We start from the raw sequence: 25,338 nt of genomic DNA, 5'->3' as shown, positions 1-25,338 counted from the left end.
GACCGGACCGCGGCCGAAGTGTTGGCGCGACCTGTGGGTCGATCCGGGGTTTCGTGGGCCCGACATCAGGGCGCCGGAGCCCGTTCCGCTGCCGGCGCAAACCGGTCGCCGTAGACGTTCCCCTCATACCAGAGCGGCGCGCGCTCGGCGTCGGCGATGGCCCGCGCGATCGCGGCGTTGACGCGAGCGAACCGGGCCGCGGCGCTCCAGTTCAAGGGCGTCGACAGGTCGTCGTTCGTCTTGTGATAGCCGTTGGCGAAGAACTGCCCCCAGGCCGCCTCGCCGCCGTTCGCATAGCCCGTGGCGAGCATGACCGAGGGGATCCCTGCCTGGACGAAGGAATAGTGGTCGGAGCGGGTGAAAACGTTCTGCTCCGGCATCGGATCGGGTGAGAGACGGACCCCCTCCGTCTGCGCCGCGGCGGCGACCAGCGGCCCCATGGTCGAGTGTTCCGCGCCGAACGCGACCACATCGGTGAAGTCGTAGGTCAGGATGGGCATGTCCAGATTGACGTTGGCGACCACGCCTTCGGCAACCGGATACCGCGCCAGATAGTCCGAGCCGATCAGGCCCATCTCTTCCGCGGACAGAGCCACGACGAGCACCGAGCGCCGGGGCGGCGCCTGCGCCAGCATGCGGGCCGCCTCCAGCATCGAGGCGACGCCGCCGGCATTGTCGAGGGCGCCGTTGTTGATCCGGTCCGGTCCGGTTCCGCTCAGGCCCAGATGGTCCAGGTGAGCGGTCATGATCACATATTCGGCCTTCAGTTCGGGATCGGAGCCCTCGATCATGCCGACGACGTTGGCTGTCTGCAGATCCTCACGTCGGGTGTGAACCTCGAACATCGCCTGTCCGGGCAGGGCGAAGCCCGCGGGCCGTCCGCCGGCGTCGGCGGCCTCCCGACGGATGTCCGCATAGGAGCGCGCGGCGCCGGCGAAGAGCGCTTCCGCGGCGGCGTCGCCCAGGAAGGCGGTCGCCCGGATGCCCGGGGCCTGTCGCCGCGGCGTGCCGTCCGGACTGATCCAGACCGTTTCCGTGCGCCCCGCGAACCGCCTCAGGAGCGCATCGGTGTATCGGCTCGCGCTGGCAGCGGTGTTCACCGTCACCGTGGCGATGGCGCCCTGCGCCTCGGCCGTCCGCGCCTTGGCGGCTTCCAGACGCTCGGCGACCGCCGGATCCGTCCCGACCGGCGCGCCGGACAGGAAGACGACGATCTTTCCGGTCACGTCCAGACCCGCATAGTCGGACATGCCCAATTCCGGCGCGTCGATTCCGAACCCGACAAACACCAGTTCGCCCGGCTGGACGAAACGGCCCGCCTCGCGGCCGATGCCGAACAGGGCCTCCTGCCCGCTACGCCAGATCACGGGCTCGCCACCCGCCGGAGTCCAGCTGAGCGTCGCGCCCTCCGCGGCGATGCCGAGCCGCGCCACCTTGAACGGCTGAAGCCATTGGCCCTCGGGTCCACCCGGGCGCAATCCGATGGACTGCATCCGGGACTGGACATAGAGCGCCGCCAGATCATAGCCGCGTTGACCGGTGCCGCGTCCCTCGAGGGCGTCGTCGGCGAGGAAGACGACGTCGGCCTCGATCCGCCGCTCGGCGCCGGGATCGGGCGCGACCTGGGCCGCCACGGGAGCCGCCTGCAGCAGGGCCAGACTGAGCGCAAAGGCGCGGACGACGGTCATTCTCATGGCGTGGGCTCCCCGATCACAGGTGGATGGCTAGCATGGCGACCGGCTCAAAGGCGACCCGCCTCGCGCAGCCTGTCGATCATCCACACCCGCGCCGGCGGGATCGGCCTGTTCTGCGGGTGGAAGACGAACTGTTCAAGGAAATGGGCGGTCAGGTCGAGGCCCGCCCCGACGTCGCCCTCCCCCAGCCCGGCCTGGGCGCCGAGCATGAAGGGCGGCAGCCGCAGGAGCTTGTCGGCATAGGGCGCGCCCGCGTCGGCGCTGACGGCGCGACCGGTGCGCGGGCTGACCCAGACCAGGTCGTCCATACCGCCGGTGACGGCGCAGCGGCTCAGGTCGAGACCGAAGCCGAGGTCCTCCAGCAGCCCCGCCTCGAAGCGGACGAAGATGGCGGGCCAGACCTCCGGCAGGGCGAAGGCCGACATCAGCGCCTCGAAGGCCAGGAAGGCCCCCGGATGCGGCTCGCGCTCCGGCAGCGATCCCTGCGCCACCGCCGCCGCCGCGGCGAGGCCGGTCAGGGCCAGCGGATCGTCGAACAGGGCGCTCGGCCCCTCCCCCACCGGCTCCAGCCGCGCCGATCCGAGATGGTCCGAGGTCCGCGCCTTGTAGTCGGCCGTGACCCGCGCCCCCGCCTGCAGGAAGGGCTTCATCCGACGCGAGGCCCCGCCGGCGACATAGGCGGCGCGGCGGCCGTGTTCCTCGGTCAGCAGTTCGACCACCACCCCGGTGTCGCCGTGGGCGCGGGCGGACAGGACGAAGGCGTCGTCGGTGAAATCCATCGCCCCCGCTTAGCCCGCGGGATGAGGGTTGGCCATACGTTCCACGCGCCCTCCCTGCTTGCGCGATCGGCGGCGACCCGCGAAAAGGGTCCTGCATTCGGGGGGATGATCATGGACAGATTCACCGGCCGCCGCCGCGCGACCTGGCAATCGAAGGCCCCCCTGTGGCCGTTCACGATCTCCGCCTTTGTTGTCGTCTTCCTGCTTTGCCTGGCCGCCAGCATCTTCGCGGTCGGCGTCCTTCTCGGCGACGGCACAGCAGGCGGGCGGGCGATCGTCTGGTTCAAGATGCTCTCGAACGTGCTCGTCCCGGCGATCGTCATCGGCCTGGCCGCCGGCTTCCTGCTGCACCAGCTGTTCCTGGCGCCGGCGGGTCGGGGCGGCGCCCTGATGTGGACCGGCCTCTTCATCCTGACCGGCGCCTTTGCGGGCCTGCCGGCCAATATCCTGCGGGGCTACACCGCGGACCGTCTCGGCTACGCCATGAAGCTGGACGCTTCGGTGGAAGAGGCGCGCACGGCCTCGCGGCGCAGCGAGCGGGAATTCTACCATCGCCTTGGGATCCTGATGCACAGCAACCCCTTTGATCCGGCGCGCCTGGCTGCTGAAGACGGGCTGGAAGGCGCGGGCCGGGTGATCGTTGTGCATCGCGATCTGGTCGCCGAGGCGCGCCGCAACTACGCCCCCGGCCAGGTGGAGGCCCGCGCCGCGCTCGCCCGCGCCATCGTCGACGAAATGGACCGCGAAGCGGTGCTCGAGCGGTTCGACGGAGTCGCGCCCGCGCGCAAGGCCCTGGTCGAACGGATCTGGGCCGCCCACGACCGCATCGCCGACCTGCGCGCCGACGAGTTGCAGGCCCTCAGCAGCAATCGCGGCGCCTGGCGCAAGGCCCCGGGCGGCGTCACCATCACCAGCGAAAGCCTGTTCAGCCGCGTCACCGGACTCGAACGGCGGATCAGGGAAGCCCGCGGCGACGCCAGCGCCGCCGAGGCAGAGCTCTACCGGCTCGACAGCGAGACCGACGCCGGGATCGACCGTGTGCTGGCGGCAGCCGTTTAACCGGACGGCAGCCGCCTGACCGTCGCCTTGAACAGGATTCCCCCTAGTCCGGGGCCCGGATCACGGCGACCACGGCGTCCGCCTTGTCGTTGGGCACGGCCAGGCTGAGGACATACTGCTCGATCTTCCAGCCGTCGTCGGTCAGGCGCATGACGCCCGAACCGCGCGTCTCGCCATAATGGGCGCTGTCCAGCCGCTCCTCGAACCAGGCGATGCAGCGGCAGTCGATCGGGGCGATGGTGATGGTCCGGTCCGTGGCCGGAAACGACCAGGCGGTGTCGCGGCGGAACCACGGCTCGGCGAAGGCCCGGAACTGCGGCATCGTCCAGTGCTCGGTGGCGTCGGTGCCGACATAGCGGGCGTCCGGCGTGAACAGGCTGAAATAGGTCGCTTCGTCCGCGGTGGACGACGCCTGGTTCAGGCGGTCCAGCACGGCGGCGACCTCGGCCTCGGCGGGATCGGGCGCGGTCTGCAGGGTCAGGGCGGCGACGGCGAGCAGCAGGGACATGGGACCTCCAGGATTGTGGAGGGCGAGGTTAGGCCGCCGGCGCGCTTTCGGGAACGGGATAAGTCGTCGGCTTCAACACGTTCGCCAGCGCCAGCAGATTGCGCGCGGCGTTGCGGCCGACCCGGTCCGAGTAGTCATGCCCCTGGTCGGTCTCGACATAGTCCGGGCCTGGGCCGGGGCCGAGGTGCCAGTAGGTCCAGCTCTGGCCCGGGATGGTGAAGCCCATGTCGATCAGGCCCTGACAGACGGTGGCGACGATGTTGTGGGCGCCGTCCTCATTCCCGGTGACCACCACCCCGGCGACCTTGCCGAAGGCGACCGGTCGGCCGCTGTCGTCGGTCTCCGCGAACAGGGCGTCCATCCGCTCAAGCGCGCGCAGGCAGACGCTGGACATCTGGCCCAGCCAGGTCGGGGTGGCGAAGACGACGATGTCGGCGGCCATGAGCTTGGCATGGACCGCGGGCCAGTCGTCCCCTTTCCCTTCGTCCGTCCGGATGCCGGGCTTGAGGTTCAGATCGACCAGCCGGACCATCTCGACGTCGGCCCCGCCCTTTTCGAGTTCGGCGATGACGACCCTGGCGAGGGCTTCGGTGCTGGACGTCTCGGGCGACGGCTTGAGGGTGCAGTTGAGGACGAGGGCTTTCATCGCAGGCTCCGGAGTTCGCCGGACGAACCCGCGCCGACGCCGGGTCGTTCCATGGCCGGAATCCGCTTTTATTTAACCGGTCAGTTGACAAGGAGGCGCGACGGACGCATTTAACCAGCGAGTTACACACGAAGTCCTGCGTCATGCAGACCGATCCCCTCTCCGCCAAATTCGCCGCCCTGGCCGATCCGACGCGTCGGGCCATCCTGGCCCGGCTGTGCGAGGGCGAGGCCAGCGTCAACGACCTGGCCGCGCCCTTCGACATGAGCCTTCCGGCCGTATCGAAACATCTCAAGGTGCTGGAGAAGGCCGGTCTGATCAGCCGCGGCCGCGAGGCCCAGTGGCGCCCCGCCCGCCTCGAACCCACGGGTCTGAAGGGTATCGCCGACTGGCTGGAACACTACCGCCGCTACTGGGACGCCAGCTTCGACCGTCTCGACGCCTATCTCAAGAAAATCCAGAAAGGGGACCCCGATGGCCCACGAAACTGACTCCAATCCCTGCAACACCGACGGCGTCGCCCATCAGCATGCGCTGGTGCTGCGCCGGGTCATCGACGCGAAGCCCGAGGCGATCTGGAAGGCCTGGATGACGCCGGAACTGCTGCAGCAGTGGTTCGTCCCCAAGCCCTGGTCGATTTCGGACATCCAGGTCGATCCCCGTCCCGGCGGCGTGTTCAACTTCGTCATGCACGGCCCGGACGGCGAGCGCATTCCGAACAGCGGCGTCTTCCTCGCGGTCGAGCCGAACCGGCGCTGGATTACGACCGACGCCTTCACGCCGGCCTGGGAGCCGGCCGGTCAGCCGTTCATGGTCGCCACGGTGGAACTCACCTCCATGGCGGACGGCAGGACCGAATATGTCGCCACGGCCCGCCACTGGAACGCCGAGACGATGAAACAGCATGAGGCGATGGGCTTCCACGACGGCTGGGGGACCTGCGCCGACCAGCTGGCTGAACTGCTCAAGACCCACTGACCCTCCCCGGCCGTGACCGGACCCGCTGAAGAGCCCGCCCGATGACCTTCGTCGATAGCATCGCCACCCGTCCGACCCTGCAGATGCAGCGCCAGTTCGACGCGCCGCGCCCGCTGGTGTGGAAGGCGTGGACGTCGCCCGAGGTCATGGTGCTGTGGCTGGGTCCGGTCGAATGGCCGGCGGTCAGCGCCACCCAGGACCTGAGGGTCGGCGGCGAATGGCGGGCCTGTCTGCGCTCGCCCGATACCGGCCAGGATCTCTGGCAGGGCGGGATCTATCGCGAGATCGTGCCGAACGAGCGGCTCGTCTTCACCTTCAAATGGGACGAGTCCCATGAGGACGGACCACCCGTGGATACGCTTGTGACCGTCCAGCTCCGCGACGCGCCGGACGGCGGCACCCTGATGGACTTCACCCACGAGGGACTGAAGTCCGAACAGAGCCTGATCGGACACAAACACGGCTGGACCAGCACCTTCGAGCGGCTGGAGGCCTTTCTGGCGGCGGGTGGCCCGTCCTGAGGGCGGCCCGGCCGGCGGATCAGTAGCAAACGCCTGGATCAACCTGCTCGAGGAGCAAGACCATGAAGATCGTGACCAGCCTCAGCTTCCGCGGCGAATGCCGCCAGGCATTCGAGTTCTACGCAAAGGTGCTCGGCGGCGAGATCACCGCCGCCATGCCCTATGGCGACGGCCCGCCCGACATGCCCATCGGACCCCAATACCGCGACTGGCTGATGCACTGTTGGCTACAGGTCGGCGACCAGGCGATCATGGGCGCCGACATGGATGTCGACTGGGCGCAGAACATCGACAAGCCGAAGAACGGCTTCGACGTCACCCTGCATACCGACGACGCGACCGAGGCCCGGCGCTGGTATGACGCCCTCGTCGAGGGCGGTCAGCCGACCATGCCGTTCGGCGAGACCTTCTGGTCGCCCGGCTACGGCGGTCTGATCGACAAATTCGGCGTGCCGTGGATGGTCAACACCACGCCGGCGATGACCTGTGAGGCGGTCCAGTGAAGGCCTCGCCCATGGTCTGGACCGGACGGGTGCTGAGCGGGCTGTTCGTCCTGTTCATGCTCGCCGCCTCGATCGCCCCGAAATTCCTTTTGGCCGACATGGTCGCCGAGCAGAGCCTGACGCCGCTCGGCTGGCCGGCGAAATACCTGCTGCTGATCGGCCTGATCGAGCTGGCCTGCGTGATCCTCTATGTCATTCCCCGAACCAGCCTGTTGGGCGCGGTGCTGATGACCGGGCTGCTCGGCGGCGCCATCGCGACCAATCTCCGGGTGGAGAACCCGCTGTTCAGCCACACCCTGTTCGGCGTCTGGCTCGGCCTGTTCATGTGGGGCGGGTTGTGGCTTCGCGACGCCTCGTTGCGGGCGGTCTTCCCGGTCCGGAGGGGCTGAGATGCGCAGGATCAGAACCGCGAGCTTCGTCAGTCTCGACGGCGTCATACAGGCGCCGGGGGGACCGGACGAGGACACAACCGGCGGCTTCTCCTTCGGCGGCTGGGTCTGGCCTCACTTCGATGAGGCCTCGGGCGGGCTGATGGGCGAGGCCATGGGCGAGGACTATGACCTGCTGCTGGGCCGCAGGACCTGGGAGATCTTCGCCGCCTACTGGCCGCAGATGGACGGCGAGATCGCCGACACCTTCAACGCCATCAACAAATACGTCGCCGCCGGGCCTGACACGCCCCTGACCTGGGCCCACAGCCACCGGCTCGAAGGCGACCTACCTGAGGCCGTGCGGGCTCTGAAGGCGACCGACGGCCGGGACCTGCTGATCCAGGGTTCGAGCGAGGTGATCCACACCCTTCTGGCCCACGACCTGATCGACCAACTGACCCTGCTGACCTTTCCCGTGATCCTTGGCGCCGGCAAGCGGCTGTTTGACGCCGGCGCGCATCCCGGGGCGTGGACACTCACCCGGACGCGACAGTCCGGTACCGGGGTCGTGGCTCATACGTACGAGAGGACCGAGCTGCCGCCGCCCACCGGGTCATTCGGCGAGATCGAGCCCGGCGAGGCCGAACTGGCGCGACGTGCGCGATGGGCCCGCGAGGGCTGACGCGACGATCTACGCAATCTAACGGGGTGGCCGCATCAGGCCCGGGGGCGTAGGCCACCCCATGGCTTCTTCCCGCATCCGCTCAACCGCCCTTCAATCGAAGATCATGAGCGCCGAGGCGGCGGCGGCGCTGATCCCGCCGAACAGCACGGTGGGGATGAGCGGCTTCACCGGCTCGGGCTATCCGAAGGTCATAGCCCCGGCGCTGGCCGCGCGCATCGAGGCCGAGCACGCGAAGGGCAATCCATTCCGCCTGAAGGTCTGGACCGGCGCGTCCACCGGACCCGAGCTGGACGGGGCCTTGGCCCGGGCCGACGGGATCGAGTTCCGCCTGCCCTACAACTCCGACCCCATCGCCCGGGAGAAGATCAACAGGGGCGAGATGGAATATCTCGACATGCACCTGAGCCAGGTCGCACCGATGGCCTGGCAGGGCTTCCTCGGGCCGCTGGAGACGGCGGTGATCGAGGTGTCGGGCATCCTCGAAGACGGCTCGCTGATCCCCTCGTCATCCGTCGGCAACAACAAGACCTGGCTGGACCGGGCCGACCAGGTGATCCTGGAGGTCAATTCCTGGCAGAATCCCGCGCTGGAGGGGATGCACGACATCTATTACGGCACCGCCCTGCCGCCGAACCGGGTGCCGATTCCGCTGTTGCGCGCCGACGACCGGATCGGTCAGCCCACCTTCCGCTGCGACCCGGCCAAGGTCGTCGCCGTGGTCGAGACCCATGCGCCGGACCGCAACGCCCCGTTCGCGCCGCCCGATGCGGCCGCGATGGCCATCGCCGGCCATCTGCTGGAGTTCCTGTCGCATGAGGTGAAGATGGGCCGCCTGCCCGCCTCGCTGCTGCCGCTGCAGTCGGGGGTCGGCAATATCGCCAACGCCGTCCTGACCGGACTGATCGACGCGCCGTTCGAGAACATGACCGCCTATACCGAGGTCATCCAGGACGGGATGCTGGATCTTCTCGACAGCGGAAAACTGCGCGTCGCCTCGGCCACCGCTTTCTCGCTGAGCCCCGACGCGGCGGCGGACCTCAACGCCCGGATGGAGGCGTTCCGCGAGCGGATCATCCTGCGGCCCCAGGAGATATCCAACCATCCCGAACTGATCCGCCGGCTGGGCTGTATCGCCATGAACGGCCTGATCGAGGCCGACATCTACGGCAACGTCAACTCCACCCATGTGATGGGGTCACGCATCCAGAACGGCATCGGCGGCTCGGGGGACTTCGCCCGCAACGCCTTCATCTCGGTGTTCATGACCCCCTCGACGGCCAAGGGCGGCAAGATCTCGGCCATCGTGCCGCACGCCAGCCATGTCGACCACATCACCCAGGATGTGCAGGTTCTGGTCACCGAACAGGGCCTGGCCGACCTGCGCGGTCTGTCGCCGAAGCAGCGGGCGGGCCTGATCATCCCCAACTGCGCCCATCCCGACTATCGGGATCAGTTGCAGGACTACTACGACCGGGCGCTCAGGGGCTCGTATGGCCTGCAGTCGCCGACGCTGCTGGATGAAGCCCTGTCGTGGCACCAGCGGTTCGTCGAGACCGGCACCATGCGGGTCTGACCGGTCAGCGGGCCATGGCGGTCGGGAACGCCCGCCCCATCGCCTCGGCCATGCCCTGCTGGGACAGCAGGAAAACGGCGTCGCGGGAATGGTAGTTGTTGGACAGGACGATCACCGTCACGTCCGCATCGGGCTGATACGTCACCATGTTCCGGAACCCCGACCAGCTGCCCGTGTGATAAATCTGGCGGTCGAGGAAGTCCGGGCTGACCCGGCGGCCGAGGCTGTTGGAGAACAGGCCGAAGCCCCAGTCGCGGCGGGGACGGCCGCGTTCGTCGGGCTTCGTTTCCGGGGCGTGGTCGGCGATCATCATCGCATAGCTGCGCGGCGTCAGAAGATGACCGCCATGCAGCGCCCGGTTCCAGACCAGCAGGTCGTCGAGGGTCGAGTACAGCGCCCCGGCGGCGAAGATGATGCTGACATTGGCGTCCGGCTGCTCGGTCGGGCCGCCGGCCAGGTTGGCGTAGCCCATGACCACGTCCGAGGCGTCGTCGTCATAGCCGGTGTCGGCCATGCCCAGCGGCTCGAAGAAGGCCTCGCGCAGATAGGTGTGGAGCGGTCGATCGCTGGCCTTTTCGACCACGGCGCCGAGCAGATTATAGCCGGCATTGTTGTACCGAACCTTCGTTCCGGGTGGAAACTGAAGTCCATAGCGCGCGGAGTCTGCTGTTAATTCTGCGACCGTCGCGGGCGTCACGCGGCGGATGCCCCAGGCCGGGCGCGCCATCAGGTCCGGCACGCCCGACGAGTGGCCGAGCAGGTGATACAGACGGATCGGCTCCCACGCCGGCGGGCACGGCTGGATCCAGCGGCACAGCGGATCATGCGTCGACAGCACCCCCTCGTCCTGCAGCCTCAATATGGCGGCGGCGGTGAACTGTTTGCTGACGGAGGCGAGGCGGAAGCGGGAGTTCAGTGCCAGCGGCTTGCCGAGATTGCGGTTGGCGAACCCGTGCACCTGCCGGAACAGCACCTCATCGCCGCGCGCGACCAGCACGCCGCCGGTGAACTGGCCCGAGCCGCCCCAGCGATCCAGCTGGGCCGTCAGTTGCGGCAGGGTCTCGACCGCCACCAGCGGCGGTCGCGGCGGCAGGGGGTCCGCCTCGGGCGTCGTCGGCAGGGGCCGCACGGTCGCCCAGGCGATCATCCCGGCGGCGAGAACGAACAGAACGGCGATGACGGCCAACGCCAGCCGGGGATGGCCCCCGGATTGTCTGGGAACGTGGAACAAGGGCCTAGACGTCGAAATCCAGCCCGAACTGGGCGTAGAGGGCTCTGGAGTCCTGCCATTTCGGGTCGACCTTGACCGTGATGAACAGGTGCACGGGCCGGTCCAGCAGCTCGGTCAGTTCCTCGCGCGACTTCTGGCCGATCCATTTCAGGGTCTGGCCGCCCTTGCCCAGCACGATGGGCCGCTGGCTCTCGCGCTCGACATAGATGATCTGTTCGATCCGGGCCGAGCCGTCGGCCTTGTCCTCGAAGGCCGTGGTCTCGACAGCCGCCGAATAGGGCAGTTCCTCGTGGACGCGCAGATAGACCTTCTCGCGCGTGATCTCGGCGGCCAGCACCCGCATCGGCACATCGGCCGACTGGTCCTCGGGATAGAGCCAGTGTCCCTCGGGCATCGACCGCGCCAGCCGCTGCTTCAGGTCGTCGACGCCGTCGCCGCTGAGCGCCGAGATCATATAGACCTCGGAATAGACGCCGGTTTCGAACAGGGCGTGGGACAGGGCCAGCAGGGTGTCACGGCGCATGCCGTCGATCTTGTTCAGGGCCAGGATGACCTGGGTCCCCGACGCCTTCAGATTGGCGATGATGGTCTCGGTGTCCTCGGCCGAGCGCCGGTCGGCCGCCTGGCCTTCCTTGCCTTCCGAGGCGATGTGCGAGGCCGCGTCGATCAGGTGGACGACGACGTCGGCGTCGGAGGCTCCGCCCCAGGCCGAGGCGACCATGGCGCGGTCGAGGCGGCGACGCGGGGTGAAGATGCCGGGCGTGTCGACCAGCACGATCTGGGCGTTCCCCTCGATGGCGATGCCGCGCACGGGAAAGCGCGTGGTCTGAACCTTCTGGGTGACGATCGAGACCTTGGTTCCTGTCAGGCGATTGACCAGCGTGGACTTGCCCGCATTGGGCGCGCCGATGATGGCGGCGAAGCCGGCCCGCTGGTTTTCTGTATCGGTCAAATCACGCCTTCACGCTGCAGCAGGCCGATCGCGGCCGCCTTCTCCGCGTCCTGACGCGAACGGCCTTGCGCGGTCAAGGGCGGATATCCGGCGACGCTGGCCTCGACGGTGAATGTCGGGGCGTGGTCCGAACCCTTGCGCTCGACGATCCGGTAGGCTGGCAGGGGCTTTCCGAGCCCCAGCGCCCACTCCTGCAGGGCCGATTTCGGATTGGTCAGCGATTTTTGCGGGGGGGCCGACAGTTCGTCCTTCCACGCCATGTCGAACACGGTCCGGACCGCCTCGAAGCCGCCGTCCAGCCAGACCGCCGCCAGCAGGGCCTCCATGGCGTCGCCCAGCACGCCCTCGCGCCGCCGCCCGCCCTGTTTGGTCTCGCCCGGCGACAGCCGCAGGGCGTCGCCGACCCCCAGGGCCTCGGCGACGCGGGCGCAGGCGGCCTTGTCGACGAGGGCGTGAAGGCGCGAGGACATCTCGCCCTCGTTCGATCCGGGAAAATCGCGCACCAGACGGTCCGCGACCAGCAGACCCAGCACCCGGTCGCCGAGGAACTCGAGACGCTGGTTGTCGGCGAACGGCCGGCCTCGCGCGTCGCGCTCGGCCCCCTCCCCCACGCTGGCGTGGGTCAGGGCCAGGTCCAGCAAGGCCGGGTCCCGGAAATCGTGGCCGAGGCGGCGCCTCAGCGCCTGAACAGCCTCGGCCCGTCTGTCAGCCATCAGTCGAGGACGGTGAAGAACCGGCTGGGACGGACCTTCTGGAACCAGCTGACCGGGTTCCACAGCGAGGCGCCGGGCTTCCACGAGAACAGGATGATCTCGGCCTTGCCGATCAGGTTTTCGGCCGGGACATAGCCCACACCGACCGACTGGTCGTAGCGGCTGTCCTGCGAGTTGTCGCGATTGTCGCCGATCATGAAGTAGTGGCCGGCCGGCACCTCGAACACCGGGGTGTTGTCGGAGATGAAGCCCGGACCCCAGTCCTGGATGTTGATCTCGCGGCCTTCCGGCAGCGTCTCGCGCAGCTGGATGGTCAGCTGGGTCCCGTACAGGTTCTGAACGTCCTGGCGGCTCATCTCGACGTCGCGCACGGCCGTTCCGTTGATGAACAGCACATTGTCGATCATCTGGATGCGGTCGCCGGGCAGGCCGATCAGGCGCTTGATGTAGTCCGTCGTATTGTCACGCGGCAGCTTGAACACCACGATGTCGCCGCGCTTCGGCTCCTGGCCGAGGATCCGGCCGTTGAAGATCGGCGGGCTGAACGGGATCGAGTGTTTCGAATAGCCGTAGGTCCATTTGGACACGACGATGTAGTCGCCCTCGGACAGGTTCGGCTCCATCGAGGCCGACGGAATGGTGAAGGGCTGGAACAGCACGACGCGCAGCACCAGGGCGATCAGCAGGGCGAAGAAGATCGTCTTGAAGATCTCCATGCCCTCGTTGCTCGAACCCTTGGACTTGCGCTTCTTGCCGCCCTTGCCGCGGGCATAGACCGGGGTCGCGTCGACGTCCTCGAACGGGGCGTCGCCGGAGTCGCTCCACACCGGAGCCTTGGTCGAGGCGGCGGCGGCGGCGACGGCCGCGCCCCCCGCGACCGCGGCGGCGATCGGGGCGGCGTGATCGTCGTGGCTGTGCGCAACCGGCGCGGCGTGACCGTGGTCGACGTCATGGGCGTGGGCCGCATCGGCCGGCGCGTCGTGGGCATGGGCGTCGTGCCCGTGATCGTCATGGCCGTGCGCAGACGGGGCGGCATGACCGTGGTCGTCATGACCATGCGCGGCAGAGGCGGCATGACCGTGGGCGTCGTGCCCGTGATCGTCATGGTGCGCAGACGGGGCGGCATGACCGTGGTCGTCATGACCGTGCGCGGCAGGGGCGGCATGACCGTGGTCGTCATGTCCATGCGCCTCGGCGGGGGCGTGGTCGTCGTGACCATGCGCGGCGGGGGCCGCATGTCCATGGTCGTCGTGGCCGTGATCGTCGTGGCCATGCGCGGCCGGGGCGGCATGGCCGTGATCGTCAGCGCCGTGGGCGTCGTGACCGTGGGCGTCCGCCGCCGGTTTGGCGGCGTGATCGTCGTGACCGTGGCCCGCATCGTGGCCGTGGTCGTCGTGCGGCTTGTGCTCGTCGCTCATCGTGACTCTGTCCCCCAGCCGCTATCCGCGGTCTTTGCGGCGAAATCGGTATAACGTGATTAAGCTATCGGCAAGGCTTCGATCACCACGAAGGCGAGTGCGTAGGGGTGTTCGTCGCTCAGCGTCAGATGTATCCGCGCTTCGTGACCGGGCGGTGTCAGCCTGGACAGGTGTTCCGCGGCGTGTCCGGTCAGCGCCAGGGTCGGCTGGCCGGAACGCATGTTCACCACCCCCATGTCGCGCCAGTAGACGTCCCTTCGCATGCCGGTGCCCAGCGCCTTGGCGCACGCCTCCTTGGCCGCGAACCGCTTGGCGTAGCTCCAGGCCGGGTCGGGCTTGCGGTCCGATCGGGCGCGCTCGACGTCGGTGAAACAGCGCGCTCTGAACCGGTCGCCGAACCGGTCCAGCGAGGTCTGGATGCGCCGAATGTCGGTCAGGTCGGCGCCGACGCCGACGATCATGCGGCCGCTTCCATGGCCGCGCGCATCCGGTGGACGGCCGTGGTCAGGCCGACGAACAAGGCCTCGCCGATCAGGAAATGGCCGATGTTGAGCTCGCGCACCTCGGCGATGGCCAGCATGTCGGCGGCGGTCACATAGTCGAGCCCGTGGCCCGCATGGACCTCCAGTCCAAGGTCGAAGGCCCGCGTCGCCGCCGTCTGCAGCCGCTCGAACTCCACGGCCCGGTCGTCCCCGGACAGGTGACAGTAGCGGCCCGTGTGGAACTCCACGACCTGCGCCCCCACCGCATGGGCGGCGTCGACCTGCTCCGGCGCCGGCTCGATGAACAGCGAGACCCGGATTCCGGCCCCGGCCAGCGCCTTCGCCACCGGCGCGATCCGCGCCTCATGACACGCCACCGCCAGCCCGCCCTCGGTCGTCACCTCCTCGCGCCGTTCGGGCACCAGGCAGGCGGCGTGCGGCCGGTGCCGGAGGGCGATGGCCAGCATCTCGTCGGTGACCGCCATCTCGAGGTTGAGGGGCCGCCCGGCCTCGGCGCACAACAGGCTCAGAGCCTCGATGTCCGGGTCGGTGATGTGGCGCCGGTCCTCACGGAGGTGAGCCGTAATGCCGTCCGCCCCGGCCGCCAGCGCCTCGCGTGCGGCCCGCACAGGATCGGGATGCACCCCGCCCCGGGCATTCCGCACCGTCGCCACATGGTCGATATTGACGCCAAGGCGCACCGGAGAGGTCATCGGTCTAACCCTTGCTCGCCAGCCGGCGGCTGCCGGGATCCTCGACCGGCAGGGCGGCCAGTTCGGGCGGCAGGGCGTCGGCCGGATAGGCCGGCACGTCCAGCGTCGCCAGCGCCACCAGCGGCACGCCGACATCGGCCCGTCCGCCCGATCGGTCGACGATACAGGCCGCCGCAACAACCGTTCCACCCGCCGCCTCGATGGCCGCGATGCATTCGCGCGAGCTCAGCCCCGTGGTGACGATGTCCTCGACCATGACGACCTTCTGGCCCGGCTCGACGTGGAAGCCGCGGCGCAGTTTGAACGTGCCGCCCTCGCGCTCGACATACATCGACGGCACGCCCAGCCAGCGGGCGGTCTCATAGCCGGGGATGATGCCGCCGACGGCGGGCGAGATCGCCACATCGACCGGCCCGACCGCCGCCGTGATCTTCTCCGCCAGCGCCTTGCACAGGCGGGCGCAGCGGGCCGTATCCATGAAGACCAGGTTCTTCTGCAGGAAGACGGGGCTGTGCAGTCCCGAGGACAGCACGAAATGGCCTTCGCGCAGGGCGCCGGCGCCGCGGAATTCGTCGAGAACGTCGTCTGAGGTCATGGCTGGTCTCTAGCTCAGCCGTGGCCGCAACAGAAGCCGTCCGCCCGGGTCATTCGATGTTTTCGCCCGGCTTCAGCCCTCCGGCCAGCAGGGCCTGCCACACGCCCTCGGCGTCCTCGGCGAAGCGGAACAGCTCGAGGTCCCCGGGGGCGATCATGCCATGCTGGACCAGGGCGTCGAAATTGATCACCGATCGCCAGTAGCCCTCGTCGAACAGCACGATGGGAATGGCGGGCGACTTGTCGGTCTGGCGCAGGGTCAGAAGCTCGAACAGTTCGTCAAAGGTGCCGAAGCCGCCGGGGAAGACCACCAGGGCGTTGGCCCGCATCGCCAGGTGCATCTTGCGCATGGCGAAATAGTGGAAGCGGAAGGTCAGTTCGGGCGTCGACCAGGGGTTGGGCTCCTGCTCGTTCGGCAGGGTGATGTTGAAGCCGATCGACGGGGCGCCGACATCATGGGCGCCGCGGTTGGCTGCCCCCATGATCCCCGGACCGCCGCCGGTGGCGATGACATTGTCCCGGGGCTGGCCGTTCGGACCGTGCAGCGCCCCGCCGCGTTCCGAAGCCAGCCGGCCGAACGCACGCGCCTCGGCGTACCAGCGGCTGTGCTGACCGTCGCCGTTCTCACCGATCCGGGCGCTGCCGAACACCACGAGGGTGGAGCGTACGCCCCAGGCGCGCAGGGCGCTCTCGGCCTTGGCGTACTCCATCAGGAAGCGCACGCCGCGCATCGGGTCGCTGAGCAGGAAATCCTGGTCGAAGGCCGCGAGCCGGTAAGAGGGCGAGGCCCTCTGGGCGGCGTTCAGGCCGGCGGCCGCCGGGTCGCTCACCCCCGCGCCCGTTCGACGGTGTCCACTGACGGATTGGTCCGCAGCGCCGCCATGATGGCGGTGGCGTGTTTGGCGTCCTCGACCTCCATGTCGATGTCGACGTCGAAGAAGTCCTGCTGTCGGTGGCTCATGACCAGATTGAGGATGTTGCCGCCGGCCTCGCCGATGATGGTGGCGACCTGGCCCAGAACGCCCGGCGCATTCTTGATGGTGGCGCGGATCCGGGCCGAGGCGACCGCCCCCTGCTCGGCCTGGGGCGTCCATTGCAGGTCCTGCCAGACCGAGTCGTCGTCGGCGTACTCCGCCAGTTGCTGGCAGTCGATGGTGTGGACCGTCAGTCCGGCCTCGGGCTCGAGAATGCCGACGATGCGGTCGCCGGGCACAGGCGAGCAGCAGTGTCCGAAATGGACGCTGATGCCCGGCGTCAGTCCGCCGCCGCGCACGAACAGACGCGCCTGTTCGTCGCCGATGCGTTTCCGGTCGGGCCCGGCCTTCAGCCGGCCCTTCAGCGCCGGGAACAGGGTCTCGCCGACCTTGGCCGCCGAAACCCGGCCGCGCCCGATCGCTTCGTACAGATCCTCCTCGGACGCGAAGGCGAAGGTCTCCAGCATGGCTTTCAGCGACACCTCGGCCAGGGTCTTGCCGGCGCGTGACAGGGTCTGATCCAGCGTCGCCCGGCCCAGTTTCTGGAACTCGCCGCGCTCGGAGGTGCGGATATGTCGGCGGATCGCCGAGCGCGCCCGGCCGGTGACGGTCAGGGAGCGCCAGTCGACCGGGATCTCGCGCTTGGCTCCGCGCACAATCTCGACCACGTCGCCGTTCTGTAGCTGGGTCCGCATCGGCTTGAGCTCGCCGTTGATCTTGACCCCCACGGCCGTATCGCCGACCTCGGTGTGGACGGCGTAGGCGAAGTCCAGCGCCATGCCCCCGCGCGGCAGGGTGATCAGCGATCCCTTGGGCGTGAAGACGAAGACCTGCTCGAGATACATCTCCAGCTTGGCGTGTTCGACCCAGTCCTCGCCGCCCTCGCCGTGCTCGATCACCTGGACCAGGTGGCGCAGGTTCTGCAGCGGGTCGCGGCCGCCGTCGGCCTCCATGGCCTCGCGGTCGAAGCCGTAGGACTTGTTCTTGTAGGCCCAGTGCGCCGCCACACCGTCCTCGGCGACCCGGTCCATCGGTTCGGTGCGGATCTGCATCTCGATGCGCAGACCCGACGGCCCGACCACGGTCGTGTGCAGCGAGCGGTAGTTGTTCGACTTGGGCGTGGAGATGAAGTCCTTGAACCGCTCCGGCACCATGGGCCAGGCGCGGTGGATCACCCCCAGGGCGCGGTAGCAGTCGTCCTCGGCCTCGACGATGACGCGGAAGCCGTAGATGTCGGACAGGGACGAGAAGCCCACCGACTTGCGCTGCAGCTTGCGCCAGATCGAATAGGGCGTCTTCTGCCGGCCGAACACCTGGGCGTGGACCCCGGCCTCTTCCAGCACGCGCTCGACCTCGCGGGAGACCCCGTCGATGGCGCGGCCGTGCTCCAGCTTCAGCGCCTCCAGCCGCCGCTCGATGGCGGTGCGGGCCGTCGGGTTCAGATGCTCGAACGCCAGCTCCTCAAGCTCGGAGGCGATCGAATGGATGCCGATCGACCGGCCGAGCGGGGCGTAGACCTCGAGGGTCTCGCGGGAGATGCGCTCGCGCTTCTCCGGCTTGACGTATTTCAGGGTCCGCATGTTGTGCAGACGGTCGGCCAGCTTCACCAGCAGGACGCGGACGTCCTTGGAGATGGCGAGGATGAATTTGCGCAGGTTCTCGGCCTGGCGCGTATGCTCGGCCTGAAGCTCCAGCCGCGACAGCTTCGTGACCCCCTCGACCAGCGAGGCGATCTCCTCGCCGAACATGCCGGCGATGTCGTCACGTGTGGCCGAGGTGTCCTCGACTACATCATGCAGCAGGGCGGTGACGATGGTGGCGGTGTCGAGCCGGTAGTCGGTCAGGATGCCCGCGACCTGGATCGGATGGGCGAAATAGGGATCGCCGGAGGCCCGCAGCTGCGAGCCGTGCATCTTCATCGCATAGACATAGGCGCGGTTCAGCAGCGCCTCGTCCGCGGTGGGATCATAGGCGCGAACCGCCTCGACCAGTTCGAACTGGCGCAGCACCCGCGAGCGGGGATGGAAGTCCGCGTCCACATGAGGGCGCGGACCGCCGGGGTCATTGAGATTGGCGGGTTCGGGCGTCGGCGCGGGCTGCCGCGCCGGCAGGATGGTGATACCGTTGGCGGGTTCCGCCGTCAGTAGCGTTCCTCCTGCCCGCCGTCGCGGTCGCTTTGCAGCGCGCGGATCAGCTCGGCTTCGGCCATGTTCATGTGCTGGGGTTCAGCCAGCAGGCCCACGATTTCGGCCTCGTCCTCGGCTTCGGTGCGCTCGTCGACGCGTTGCAGGGCGACGATCACCGTCTCGCGCAGCTCTTCCGGCGCGACGGTGGAGTCGGCCAGTTCGCGCAGGGCGACGACGGGGTTCTTGTCGTTGTCCCGATCGAGGGTCAGCGGCGCGCCGTTGGCGATGGCGCGGGCGCGGTTGCCCGCCAGCAGAACCAGGCCGAACCGGTTCGGCACCTTCTCGATGCAGTCTTCGACAGTGACGCGAGCCATGAATATCCTCGGGCGCGGGGGGAGAACCGCACAAACTATAGGGTCAGCCTCAATTGTGCAACGCCGCATGGGCGGGAATGAGGCGTCACGGCAGCGGGGTCGCGTCATTTCCCACGGAGGCTCGCTCGGCCAGCGCCAGGGCCGTCTGCCCGTCCGGATGCCGCCACCCCGGCGCGATCTCCGCCAGCGGGCCCATCACGAACTTCCGCACCGCCGCGCGCGGGTGCGGCAGGATCAGGCCCGCCAGGTCGCCGGTCGTGCGACCATAGGCGATCAGGTCGAGATCGAGGGTCCGCGGGGCGTTGGCGGCGGCGCGCTGGCGGCCGAACGCGTCCTCGATCCGGCCGAGGGCCGCCATCAGTTCGTGCGGACCGTGGGCGGTGTGGACGATCACCACCCCGTTCAGGAACGGCGGATCGTTCGGATCCGGCCAGGCGACCGAGCGCCACCATGACGACCGCGCCACCACATCGATGCCTTCGGCCCGGAACCGCGCCAGCGCCGCCTCCAGCGCCTGGCGGCAGTCGCGCCATGCGCCCGGATCATTGCAGCCCAGGGCCACGACCACGGCGTCGTCCAGCCCCTCCGCACCGGTGAACGGGACGGGCCGCGCCGCCGTGTTCTCCGGGCCGGGCTTTTCCATGCCCGCATATTACACCAATGAAGGCCGGCGCGCCCGCCCGTCGCCGAAGGATTCGCCCGCCTTGCCGATCGCCCCTTGTGAACCGCCCCGCGACTGTCCCCTGTGCCCGCGCCTGGTCGAATACCGTCGTGAGAACCAGCGCCAGAACCCGGACTGGTTCAACGGTCCGGCGCCCTCCTTCGGCGACCCGGACGCCCGGCTGCTGGTCGCGGGCCTGGCTCCCGGCCGCACCGGAGCCAACCGGACCGGCCGCCCCTTCACCGGCGACGGCGCGGGCTGGATTCTCTACGAGACGCTGATCAAGACCGGCTTCGCCACGGGCGTGTACGAGGCGCGGCCCGACGACACGCTTCAGCTGGTCGACTGCATGATCACCAACGCCGTCCGCTGCGCCCCGCCCGGCAACAAGCCGCTGCCGGCCGAGGAGGCCACCTGCCGTCCCTTCCTGACCGCGCGGCTGGCCGCCCTGCCCCGGCTCAAGGTCATTGTCACCCTCGGCGACGTGTCGCGGCGCAATGTGCTCAAGGCGCTGGGCCTCAAGGGCTCCGCGGCGCCCCCCGGGCACGGCGTCGAGGCCGACCTTGGCGGCTATGTGATCCTGAACAGCTATCACTGCTCCCGCCTCAACACGAACACCGGCCGGCTGACCCCCGCCATGTTCGAAGCGGTGTTCCGGCGCGCCCGTCAGATCATCGAAAGCTGACCCTCCCACTCGCCTGACCGGCGAGTGTGGCTCTCCCGCAACGCGAATCAGTGGGCGGCGGGTGTACCCTCCGGGGTCAGGAACAGTGCTGCGTACCTTGCGTTGATCGAACAGCTTTGGAGGGCTGTGATGCGTAGGTCGAACGGGGTCTTCTCACCTCAGGAACGCAAGACGGCGCTGTGGGCGCTGCTGATGGCGGGCCTGATCGCCGCCATGGGGATGGTGATCCAGCAATGGAGCCAGCCCTCCGTGGGTCCGGGCGGTATCGAAGCCTATATGACGGCGCCAGCCCCGGGGGTTCTGGACGCCCAGCCGGTCGTCGATCTCGGCTCGCCGTTGGGCTGACCGCGCCGCGGACCCAACGGGCGCGGATTTGACAGACGGATCGGCCGATCGTCTCTGAACCTCGGTTTGGGTGGAGTTGAAGATGCGCGGCATCGCAGCAGTCCTGTTCGGCCTCGCCGTCGCCGCGTCCGGATGCGCGACGGCGCCCGTCCATGAGGCGGTCGTGGTGAATCTCAAACTATCCGACGCTGAGTTCGGCGCGAGCGGCGAGACGTTCGCCCTGTATCCGGTTGAGGACGCCCTCAGCCGGGCTGTCGGCTCCCTCGGTGTCGTGGATGGACACGAGATCGGTGGCGGCTATTTCGTCATCTACATCTACGGCGAGAGCGCCGACCGGATGTACGAGGCCATCAAGCCGACCCTGAACAACCTTGGCGCAAGAACAGGGTCCTTCGTGGTCAAGCGCGGCCCCAACGATTCCATCGGCGAGCGGCTGGAACTCTAGCGACTCGCCCTTATCCCCGGTCCTTCATCAGTCGCGCCTTGTCCCGCTGCCAGTCGCGCTGGGCCGTGGCCTCGCGCTTGTCGTGCAGCTTCTTGCCCTTAGCCAGGGCGATCTCGATCTTCGCCTTGCCCGCCTCGTTCAGGTACAGCTTGACCGGAATGATGGTCTGGCCGTCGCGCTGGACGGCGCCGATCAGCTTGTCGATCTGCTTGCGGTGCAGCAGCAGCTTCCGGTGCCGGCGCGGCTCGTGGTTGAAGCGGTTGGCCTGTTTGTAGGGCGGGATGTCGGCGTTCACGAGCACGATCTCGCGCCCCTCCACCGCTGCATAGCTCTCGGCGATATTGGCCCGTCCGTCGCGCAGCGCCTTGATCTCGGTGCCGAGCAGCATGATGCCGGCCTCGATGTAATCCTCGAGGAAATAGTCGAATTTCGCCCGCCGGTTCTCGGCGATGATCTTCATCTTCGGCGCCGTGGAAGCCATCAGCCCAGACCCGCATCCGCCATGGCGCGGTCGATGGCCGGCTTGACCGCATCGGACGTCAGGGACAGGGGCAGACGGATCTCCTCGCCGCACAGCTGCAGGCGCGACAGGGCGTATTTCGTCGGCGCCGGCGAGTTGTCGAGGAACAGCGCCTTGTGCAGGCCGATCAGCCGGTCCTGCCAGTCGCGCGCCGTGGCGTAGTCGCCCGCCGCCGCCGCCTCATGCAGGGCGACCATGGCCTCCGGCGCAACATTCGACGTCACCGAGATCACGCCCACGCCGCCCTGGGCATGGTAGCCGAGGTAGCTGGGGTCGTCGCCCGAGATCAGGTCGAACTGCCCGCCGATGTTGGCCCGCATCCAGCTGACCCGCGACAGGTCGCCGGTCGCGTCCTTGATGCCGACGATGTTCGGATGCGCCGCCAGCCGGGCCACCGTCTCGTTCGACATGTCCACACCGGTCCGGCCGGGGACGTTGTACAGCAGCACCGGAAGCTGGACGGCCTCGGCGATCGCCTCGAAATGCAGGGCCAGGCCCGCCTGCGAGGGCCGGTTGTAATAGGGGGTGACGATCAGGGCGCCGTCGGCGCCGACGGTCTTGGCGAACCGCGCCAGCTCGATGGACTTGTCCGTCGCCGACGAGCCGGCGCCGGCGATCACGCGGATCCGTCCGGCCGCGACCTGCACGCACAGCTCCACCACGCGCTTGTGCTCGTCGAGCGTCAGGGACGCGCTCTCGCCCGTCGTGCCCATCGGCACGACGCCGTGGATGCCGGCGGCGATCTGGCGTTCCAGAAGTTGCGTGAAGGCGGCTTCGTCCACCTTTCCGTCACGAAGTGGTGTGATCAGGGCGGTGATCACGCCCTTGAACAAGGGAGCGGTCATTGAGACAGTTGGTCCTGCGTGGAAGATCGGGGCGACAGTCGCCGGATATTAAGCGTTGGAGGGTAGGTTGCCGGTCGCCCGACCGCAACCGCGACGCATGGAGATCGGACAGGCAATGATCGCTACCAGCCTTGCGGCCGCATTGGCCCTGCTTGTCCCCGCGCCCGAGAGCCTGCTGCCCCAGGAGGTCCCCTACAGCGCCGTGGCCTCGGGGCCGGTCAGCAACCAGGCCCGGCTGCTCAACGATCAGGACACCGTGCTTTTCCGCCAGGGTCTGGCCGCCGCCCGCGCGCGTGACATCTCCGGCGCCCGCAATGCCGCCGCACAGATCAGCGACCCGGTCGCCCGCAAGCTGGTCGAATGGGCCCTGCTCGATACCTCGGCCGCCCAGATGCCCTACAGCGATCTGGCCGCCGCCCAGCGCGGATTCGCCGGCTGGCCGCGCGCCGAGAGCCGCCGCACCGCCGCCGAACAGGTGCTGGACCGGTCCTACGCCGGCAGCGCCTCGGCGCTGGCCCTGTTCGCGCAGCGCAGCCCCACGACGATCGAGGGGGCGATCGCCCTCGCCGAAGCGCTCGAACAGGGCGGACGCGGCGAAGAGGCCCGCCGGCTGATCGGCGAATGGTGGCGCACCCGATCGTTCGAGGAGGCGACCCAGTCGCGCGTGCTGACCCGCTGGGGCGCCGCCCTGACCCAGGCGGACCATGAGGCGCGGCTGAACATGCTGCTGCTCGGCCCGCATGGACCGGCGACACGGGCCATGATCCAGTTGGTCTCGTCCGAGCGCCGCGCCGTCGCCGAGGCGGCCATGGCCCTGCGCACCGCCTACAGTCCGGACGCCGTGGTCGCCAACCTCAGCCCGTCGCAGGCGATGGATCCCGCCGTGGTGCTGGAGCGTGTCCGCATCCTGCGGTCCCAGAACCGCCAGTCGGAGGGCTTCGCCCTGCTGGCCGCCCTGCCGCCGGCCCCCTCACACACCGAGGGCCAGAACACCCTGTGGAGCGAGCGCCGCAACTATTTCCTCGACGCGCTGGAGCGTCGGAACTGGCAGGCGGCCTATGATTCCATGGCCGGCCACGGCTTCCCCGGCGGCGAACGCATGGTCGACGCCGAGTTCTTCGCCGGCTGGGCGGCGCTGGTGAAGCTGAACGACCCGGCCCGCGCGACGCGCCATTTCGAGGCCCTGCGTCAGATGTCGTCGACGCCGATCACCCAGGGCCGCGCCCTCTACTGGCTGGGTCGCGCCGCCGAGGCCCAGGGCAATACGCCCGCTGCGGTTCAGCACTATCGGGACGGCGCCCGCCACATCCAGACCTTCTACGGCCAGCTGGCCGCCGAGAAGGCCGGCCTGACCACGATCACCCTGCCGGCCGACCCGGTCCCGACCAGCGCCGACATTGCCGCCTTCGAGGCCAATGAGGTGGTGCGCGCCCTGCGCATCCTCGGCGAGACCGGCGAGGCCAGCCTGTTCCGTGTCTTCGCCTATCAGCTCGACGATGACCTGCCCGGACCCGAGGGCCTGGCCCTGCTGATGGACCTGTCGCGCAACTACGGCGAAGGCTTCACCGCCATGATGATCGGGCGGGCCGCCAGCCAGCGGGGCTTCCTGATGCCCGAGCGCCAGTATCCGATCCGGATTCCGCCGTCCGTGCCGGGCGCCGCGCCGCTGGAGTTCACTCTCGCCATCACGCGCCAGGAATCCAGCTTCGACCCCCGCGCCCGTTCCCACGCCAACGCCCGCGGCATGATGCAATTCCTGCCCGCCACCGGTCGCGCCGTGGCCCGCCAGCTGGGTCTGCCCTATTCCGACGAGCGGCTGTACGACGGCGACTTCAACATGACGCTGGGCAGTTTCCACCTCGGCGACCTGACCAGCGATTTCGGCGGTTCGATGCTGCTGACCACCATCGGCTACAACGCGGGTCCCGCCCGCCCCCCGCAATGGATCGCCCGTTGCGGCGATCCGCGCGGCGGCGCGGTCGATCCGGTCGACTTCATCGAGTGCGCGCCCTTCACCGAAACTCGCAACTACATGATGCGAGTCATGGAAAATATGCAGGTTTATCGGGCCCGCCTGAACGGCGGCTCGGCCCCGCTGACCCTGTCGTCCGACCTGCGCCGCGGCGCCCCGGCGGGCCCCAGCCCTTACACCTATGCCGGCGCCGACGGCGTGCGCGCGCCCGAGGGCGAACCGGCGGAGTAGCGACCGCTCGACAACAGCGGTCCGTCGGGTCCTTCGACCCACCGCGCCGTCAGCCCGAAAGTGTTCGCCATGACCGCCGGCGTCAGCGCCGTCATCGGCGCGCCGTTGGCCACAACCCGCCCTCTCTCCAGCACCACGACCCGATCCGCGAACCGCGCCGCCAGCGCGAGGTCGTGCAGGCTGACCAGCACCGCCTGCCCCGTCCTCGCCCGGCCTTTCAGCCGATCCAGCACCATCAGCTGCGCCTCGGGGTCGAGCCCGGCGGTTGGCTCATCGGCCAGCAAGGCCTGGGCGCCCGTCGCCAGCGCCCGCGCCAGCAGGACCCTCGCCCGCTCGCCGCCCGACATCTCGGCCACGCCCCGGTCCGCCAGATGCCCGGCCTCGACCTCGTCCAGCGCGGCGCGGGCGGCGGTCAGGGCGTCGACGCCGTTGAGAAAGGGCGCACCCAGGGCGGCGACCTCGACGGCGGGCAGGTTCCAGGCGATTCGCCGCTCCTGCGGCAGATAGGCGGCCCGCGCCGCACGCTCGCGCGGCGACAGACCGGCCACATCGTCCCCGTTCAATCGCGCCCGTCCGGCCGTCAGCGGCAGCAGGCCAGCCAGCGCCCGGATCGCGCTCGACTTGCCCGCGCCGTTCGGCCCGACCACGGCCACGAGCTCGCCGGCGGCCACCGACAGGTCGACCCCGTCCAGCACGGTCCTGGCGCCCAGCATGGCCGTGGCGCCCGTCAGGCCCATCGC

The 25,338-nt window shown here is 69.0% G+C and carries 31 protein-coding genes; 13 read left to right on the top strand and 18 right to left on the bottom strand.

The window, feature by feature from the left end; genetic code table 11:
* Positions 1–65: 65 nt before the first annotated feature.
* On the bottom strand, positions 66–1,694 hold the full coding sequence (locus tag B2742_RS06415; protein ID WP_292064210.1) for a M28 family peptidase: 1,629 nt from the start codon (positions 1,692–1,694) through the stop codon (positions 66–68).
* A gap of 47 nt (positions 1,695–1,741) precedes the next feature.
* Entirely contained in the window at positions 1,742–2,473 is a 732-nt protein-coding gene (recO, locus tag B2742_RS06410; protein ID WP_292064207.1) for a DNA repair protein RecO, read from the bottom strand.
* 111 nt (positions 2,474–2,584) lie between these two features.
* Between recO and B2742_RS06405 the strand changes: the two genes are divergently transcribed.
* On the top strand, positions 2,585–3,532 hold the full coding sequence (locus B2742_RS06405; protein ID WP_292064205.1) for a hypothetical protein: 948 nt from the start codon (positions 2,585–2,587) through the stop codon (positions 3,530–3,532).
* Positions 3,533–3,575: 43 nt separating this feature from the next.
* Here the strand turns inward: B2742_RS06405 and B2742_RS06400 are convergent, their stop codons facing one another.
* Both B2742_RS06400 and B2742_RS06395 read right to left on the bottom strand, forming a co-directional pair.
* Positions 3,576–4,040, bottom strand: coding sequence for a nuclear transport factor 2 family protein (locus tag B2742_RS06400; protein WP_292064202.1), 465 nt, complete (start codon positions 4,038–4,040; stop codon positions 3,576–3,578).
* Between the two features lie 28 nt (positions 4,041–4,068).
* Positions 4,069–4,686, bottom strand: a complete 618-nt coding sequence (locus tag B2742_RS06395) for a flavodoxin family protein (protein ID WP_292064200.1) — start codon at positions 4,684–4,686, stop codon at positions 4,069–4,071.
* A gap of 143 nt (positions 4,687–4,829) precedes the next feature.
* Between B2742_RS06395 and B2742_RS06390 the strand changes: the two genes are divergently transcribed.
* The 7 genes from B2742_RS06390 (at position 4,830) to B2742_RS06360 (ending at position 9,317) form a co-directional block, all read left to right on the top strand.
* Entirely contained in the window at positions 4,830–5,177 is a 348-nt protein-coding gene (locus B2742_RS06390) for an ArsR/SmtB family transcription factor (protein ID WP_292064197.1), read from the top strand.
* The gene (locus B2742_RS06385) at positions 5,161–5,664 is read left to right on the top strand and encodes an SRPBCC family protein (RefSeq protein ID WP_292064195.1); all 504 of its coding nucleotides are present in this window, start codon (positions 5,161–5,163) and stop codon (positions 5,662–5,664) included. The genes B2742_RS06390 and B2742_RS06385 overlap by 17 nt, the downstream gene beginning before the upstream one ends.
* Positions 5,665–5,705: 41 nt before the next feature.
* The gene (locus B2742_RS06380; RefSeq protein ID WP_292064192.1) at positions 5,706–6,185 is read left to right on the top strand and encodes an SRPBCC family protein; all 480 of its coding nucleotides are present in this window, start codon (positions 5,706–5,708) and stop codon (positions 6,183–6,185) included.
* A 62-nt stretch (positions 6,186–6,247) separates the two neighbouring features.
* Positions 6,248–6,688 (top strand): VOC family protein, encoded by a 441-nt coding sequence (locus B2742_RS06375; protein WP_292064190.1) that lies wholly within the window; start codon positions 6,248–6,250, stop codon positions 6,686–6,688.
* Complete coding sequence (locus B2742_RS06370; RefSeq protein WP_292064188.1) at positions 6,685–7,077, top strand: DoxX family protein; 393 nt, start codon at positions 6,685–6,687, stop codon at positions 7,075–7,077. Before B2742_RS06375 ends, B2742_RS06370 begins: the two co-directional genes overlap by 4 nt.
* Before the next feature lies 1 nt (position 7,078).
* Positions 7,079–7,741: a dihydrofolate reductase family protein gene (locus B2742_RS06365; protein WP_292064186.1), complete on the top strand. Its 663-nt coding sequence runs from the start codon at positions 7,079–7,081 to the stop codon at positions 7,739–7,741.
* Between the two features lie 61 nt (positions 7,742–7,802).
* A complete protein-coding gene (locus tag B2742_RS06360; RefSeq protein WP_292064184.1) occupies positions 7,803–9,317 on the top strand; it encodes an acetyl-CoA hydrolase/transferase family protein in 1,515 nt (504 codons plus the stop codon).
* 4 nt (positions 9,318–9,321) lie between these two features.
* Here B2742_RS06360 and B2742_RS06355 read toward each other — a convergent pair whose 3' ends face one another.
* The 4 genes from B2742_RS06355 to lepB are packed head-to-tail and all read right to left on the bottom strand — an operon-like array spanning position 9,322 to position 12,929.
* Entirely contained in the window at positions 9,322–10,548 is a 1,227-nt protein-coding gene (locus B2742_RS06355; protein WP_292064182.1) for a serine hydrolase domain-containing protein, read from the bottom strand.
* Between the two features lie 4 nt (positions 10,549–10,552).
* The gene (gene era, locus B2742_RS06350; protein WP_292064180.1) at positions 10,553–11,500 is read right to left on the bottom strand and encodes a GTPase Era; all 948 of its coding nucleotides are present in this window, start codon (positions 11,498–11,500) and stop codon (positions 10,553–10,555) included.
* Entirely contained in the window at positions 11,497–12,213 is a 717-nt protein-coding gene (gene rnc, locus B2742_RS06345; protein WP_292064178.1) for a ribonuclease III, read from the bottom strand. The genes era and rnc overlap by 4 nt, the downstream gene beginning before the upstream one ends.
* Entirely contained in the window at positions 12,213–12,929 is a 717-nt protein-coding gene (gene lepB / locus B2742_RS06340) for a signal peptidase I (RefSeq protein ID WP_292064703.1), read from the bottom strand. The genes rnc and lepB overlap by 1 nt, the downstream gene beginning before the upstream one ends.
* A gap of 183 nt (positions 12,930–13,112) precedes the next feature.
* Here lepB and B2742_RS06335 point away from each other — a divergent pair, with 183 nt between their 5' ends.
* A complete protein-coding gene (locus B2742_RS06335) occupies positions 13,113–13,685 on the top strand; it encodes a hypothetical protein (protein WP_292064177.1) in 573 nt (190 codons plus the stop codon).
* A gap of 5 nt (positions 13,686–13,690) precedes the next feature.
* On the opposite strand, the gene acpS is transcribed toward B2742_RS06335, so the two are convergent.
* The 7 genes from acpS to folK all read right to left on the bottom strand — a co-directional run bounded on the left by acpS (position 13,691) and on the right by folK (position 19,537).
* Complete coding sequence (gene acpS / locus B2742_RS06330) at positions 13,691–14,092, bottom strand: holo-ACP synthase (protein ID WP_292064175.1); 402 nt, start codon at positions 14,090–14,092, stop codon at positions 13,691–13,693.
* On the bottom strand, positions 14,089–14,826 hold the full coding sequence (locus B2742_RS06325) for a pyridoxine 5'-phosphate synthase (protein WP_292064173.1): 738 nt from the start codon (positions 14,824–14,826) through the stop codon (positions 14,089–14,091). The genes acpS and B2742_RS06325 overlap by 4 nt, the downstream gene beginning before the upstream one ends.
* Positions 14,827–14,830: 4 nt before the next feature.
* The gene (gene pyrE / locus B2742_RS06320) at positions 14,831–15,421 is read right to left on the bottom strand and encodes an orotate phosphoribosyltransferase (RefSeq protein ID WP_292064171.1); all 591 of its coding nucleotides are present in this window, start codon (positions 15,419–15,421) and stop codon (positions 14,831–14,833) included.
* A 49-nt stretch (positions 15,422–15,470) separates the two neighbouring features.
* Complete coding sequence (locus B2742_RS06315; RefSeq protein WP_292064699.1) at positions 15,471–16,226, bottom strand: LOG family protein; 756 nt, start codon at positions 16,224–16,226, stop codon at positions 15,471–15,473.
* Between the two features lie 20 nt (positions 16,227–16,246).
* Positions 16,247–18,433, bottom strand: a complete 2,187-nt coding sequence (locus tag B2742_RS06310; protein WP_292064168.1) for a RelA/SpoT family protein — start codon at positions 18,431–18,433, stop codon at positions 16,247–16,249.
* Between the two features lie 101 nt (positions 18,434–18,534).
* Positions 18,535–18,894: a DNA-directed RNA polymerase subunit omega gene (gene rpoZ, locus B2742_RS06305; RefSeq protein WP_292064166.1), complete on the bottom strand. Its 360-nt coding sequence runs from the start codon at positions 18,892–18,894 to the stop codon at positions 18,535–18,537.
* An 85-nt stretch (positions 18,895–18,979) separates the two neighbouring features.
* Entirely contained in the window at positions 18,980–19,537 is a 558-nt protein-coding gene (folK, locus tag B2742_RS06300) for a 2-amino-4-hydroxy-6-hydroxymethyldihydropteridine diphosphokinase (protein WP_292064163.1), read from the bottom strand.
* On the opposite strand from folK, the gene B2742_RS06295 reads away from it, so the two are divergent.
* From B2742_RS06295 to B2742_RS06285, 3 genes are all read left to right on the top strand, one after another.
* Positions 19,536–20,240, top strand: coding sequence for a uracil-DNA glycosylase (locus B2742_RS06295; RefSeq protein WP_414633048.1), 705 nt, complete (start codon positions 19,536–19,538; stop codon positions 20,238–20,240). The two genes, folK and B2742_RS06295, sit on opposite strands and share 2 nt — an antisense overlap.
* 129 nt (positions 20,241–20,369) lie before the next feature.
* On the top strand, positions 20,370–20,585 hold the full coding sequence (locus B2742_RS06290; RefSeq protein ID WP_292064159.1) for a hypothetical protein: 216 nt from the start codon (positions 20,370–20,372) through the stop codon (positions 20,583–20,585).
* Between the two features lie 82 nt (positions 20,586–20,667).
* Positions 20,668–21,030 carry a hypothetical protein gene (locus B2742_RS06285; protein WP_292064156.1) on the top strand — a complete coding sequence of 121 codons (363 nt, stop codon included), beginning with the start codon at positions 20,668–20,670 and terminating at the stop codon, positions 21,028–21,030.
* A gap of 10 nt (positions 21,031–21,040) precedes the next feature.
* Here the strand turns inward: B2742_RS06285 and smpB are convergent, their stop codons facing one another.
* A complete protein-coding gene (gene smpB, locus B2742_RS06280) occupies positions 21,041–21,490 on the bottom strand; it encodes an SsrA-binding protein SmpB (RefSeq protein WP_292028137.1) in 450 nt (149 codons plus the stop codon).
* A gap of 20 nt (positions 21,491–21,510) precedes the next feature.
* On the bottom strand, positions 21,511–22,395 hold the full coding sequence (dapA, locus tag B2742_RS06275; protein WP_292064153.1) for a 4-hydroxy-tetrahydrodipicolinate synthase: 885 nt from the start codon (positions 22,393–22,395) through the stop codon (positions 21,511–21,513).
* A 115-nt stretch (positions 22,396–22,510) separates the two neighbouring features.
* On the opposite strand from dapA, the gene B2742_RS06270 reads away from it, so the two are divergent.
* Positions 22,511–24,598, top strand: coding sequence for a lytic transglycosylase domain-containing protein (locus B2742_RS06270; protein WP_292064150.1), 2,088 nt, complete (start codon positions 22,511–22,513; stop codon positions 24,596–24,598).
* Here B2742_RS06270 and B2742_RS06265 read toward each other — a convergent pair.
* On the bottom strand, positions 24,547–25,335 hold the full coding sequence (locus B2742_RS06265; protein ID WP_292064696.1) for an ABC transporter ATP-binding protein: 789 nt from the start codon (positions 25,333–25,335) through the stop codon (positions 24,547–24,549). The genes B2742_RS06270 and B2742_RS06265 overlap by 52 nt on opposite strands.
* Positions 25,336–25,338 lie beyond the last annotated feature (3 nt).

This window comes from Brevundimonas sp. UBA7664 (assembly GCF_002483305.1).
Lineage (GTDB): Bacteria > Pseudomonadota > Alphaproteobacteria > Caulobacterales > Caulobacteraceae > Brevundimonas.
The sequence above is the reverse complement of the archived record's forward strand: the minus strand, read 5'-3'. Positions and strand labels throughout refer to the sequence as shown.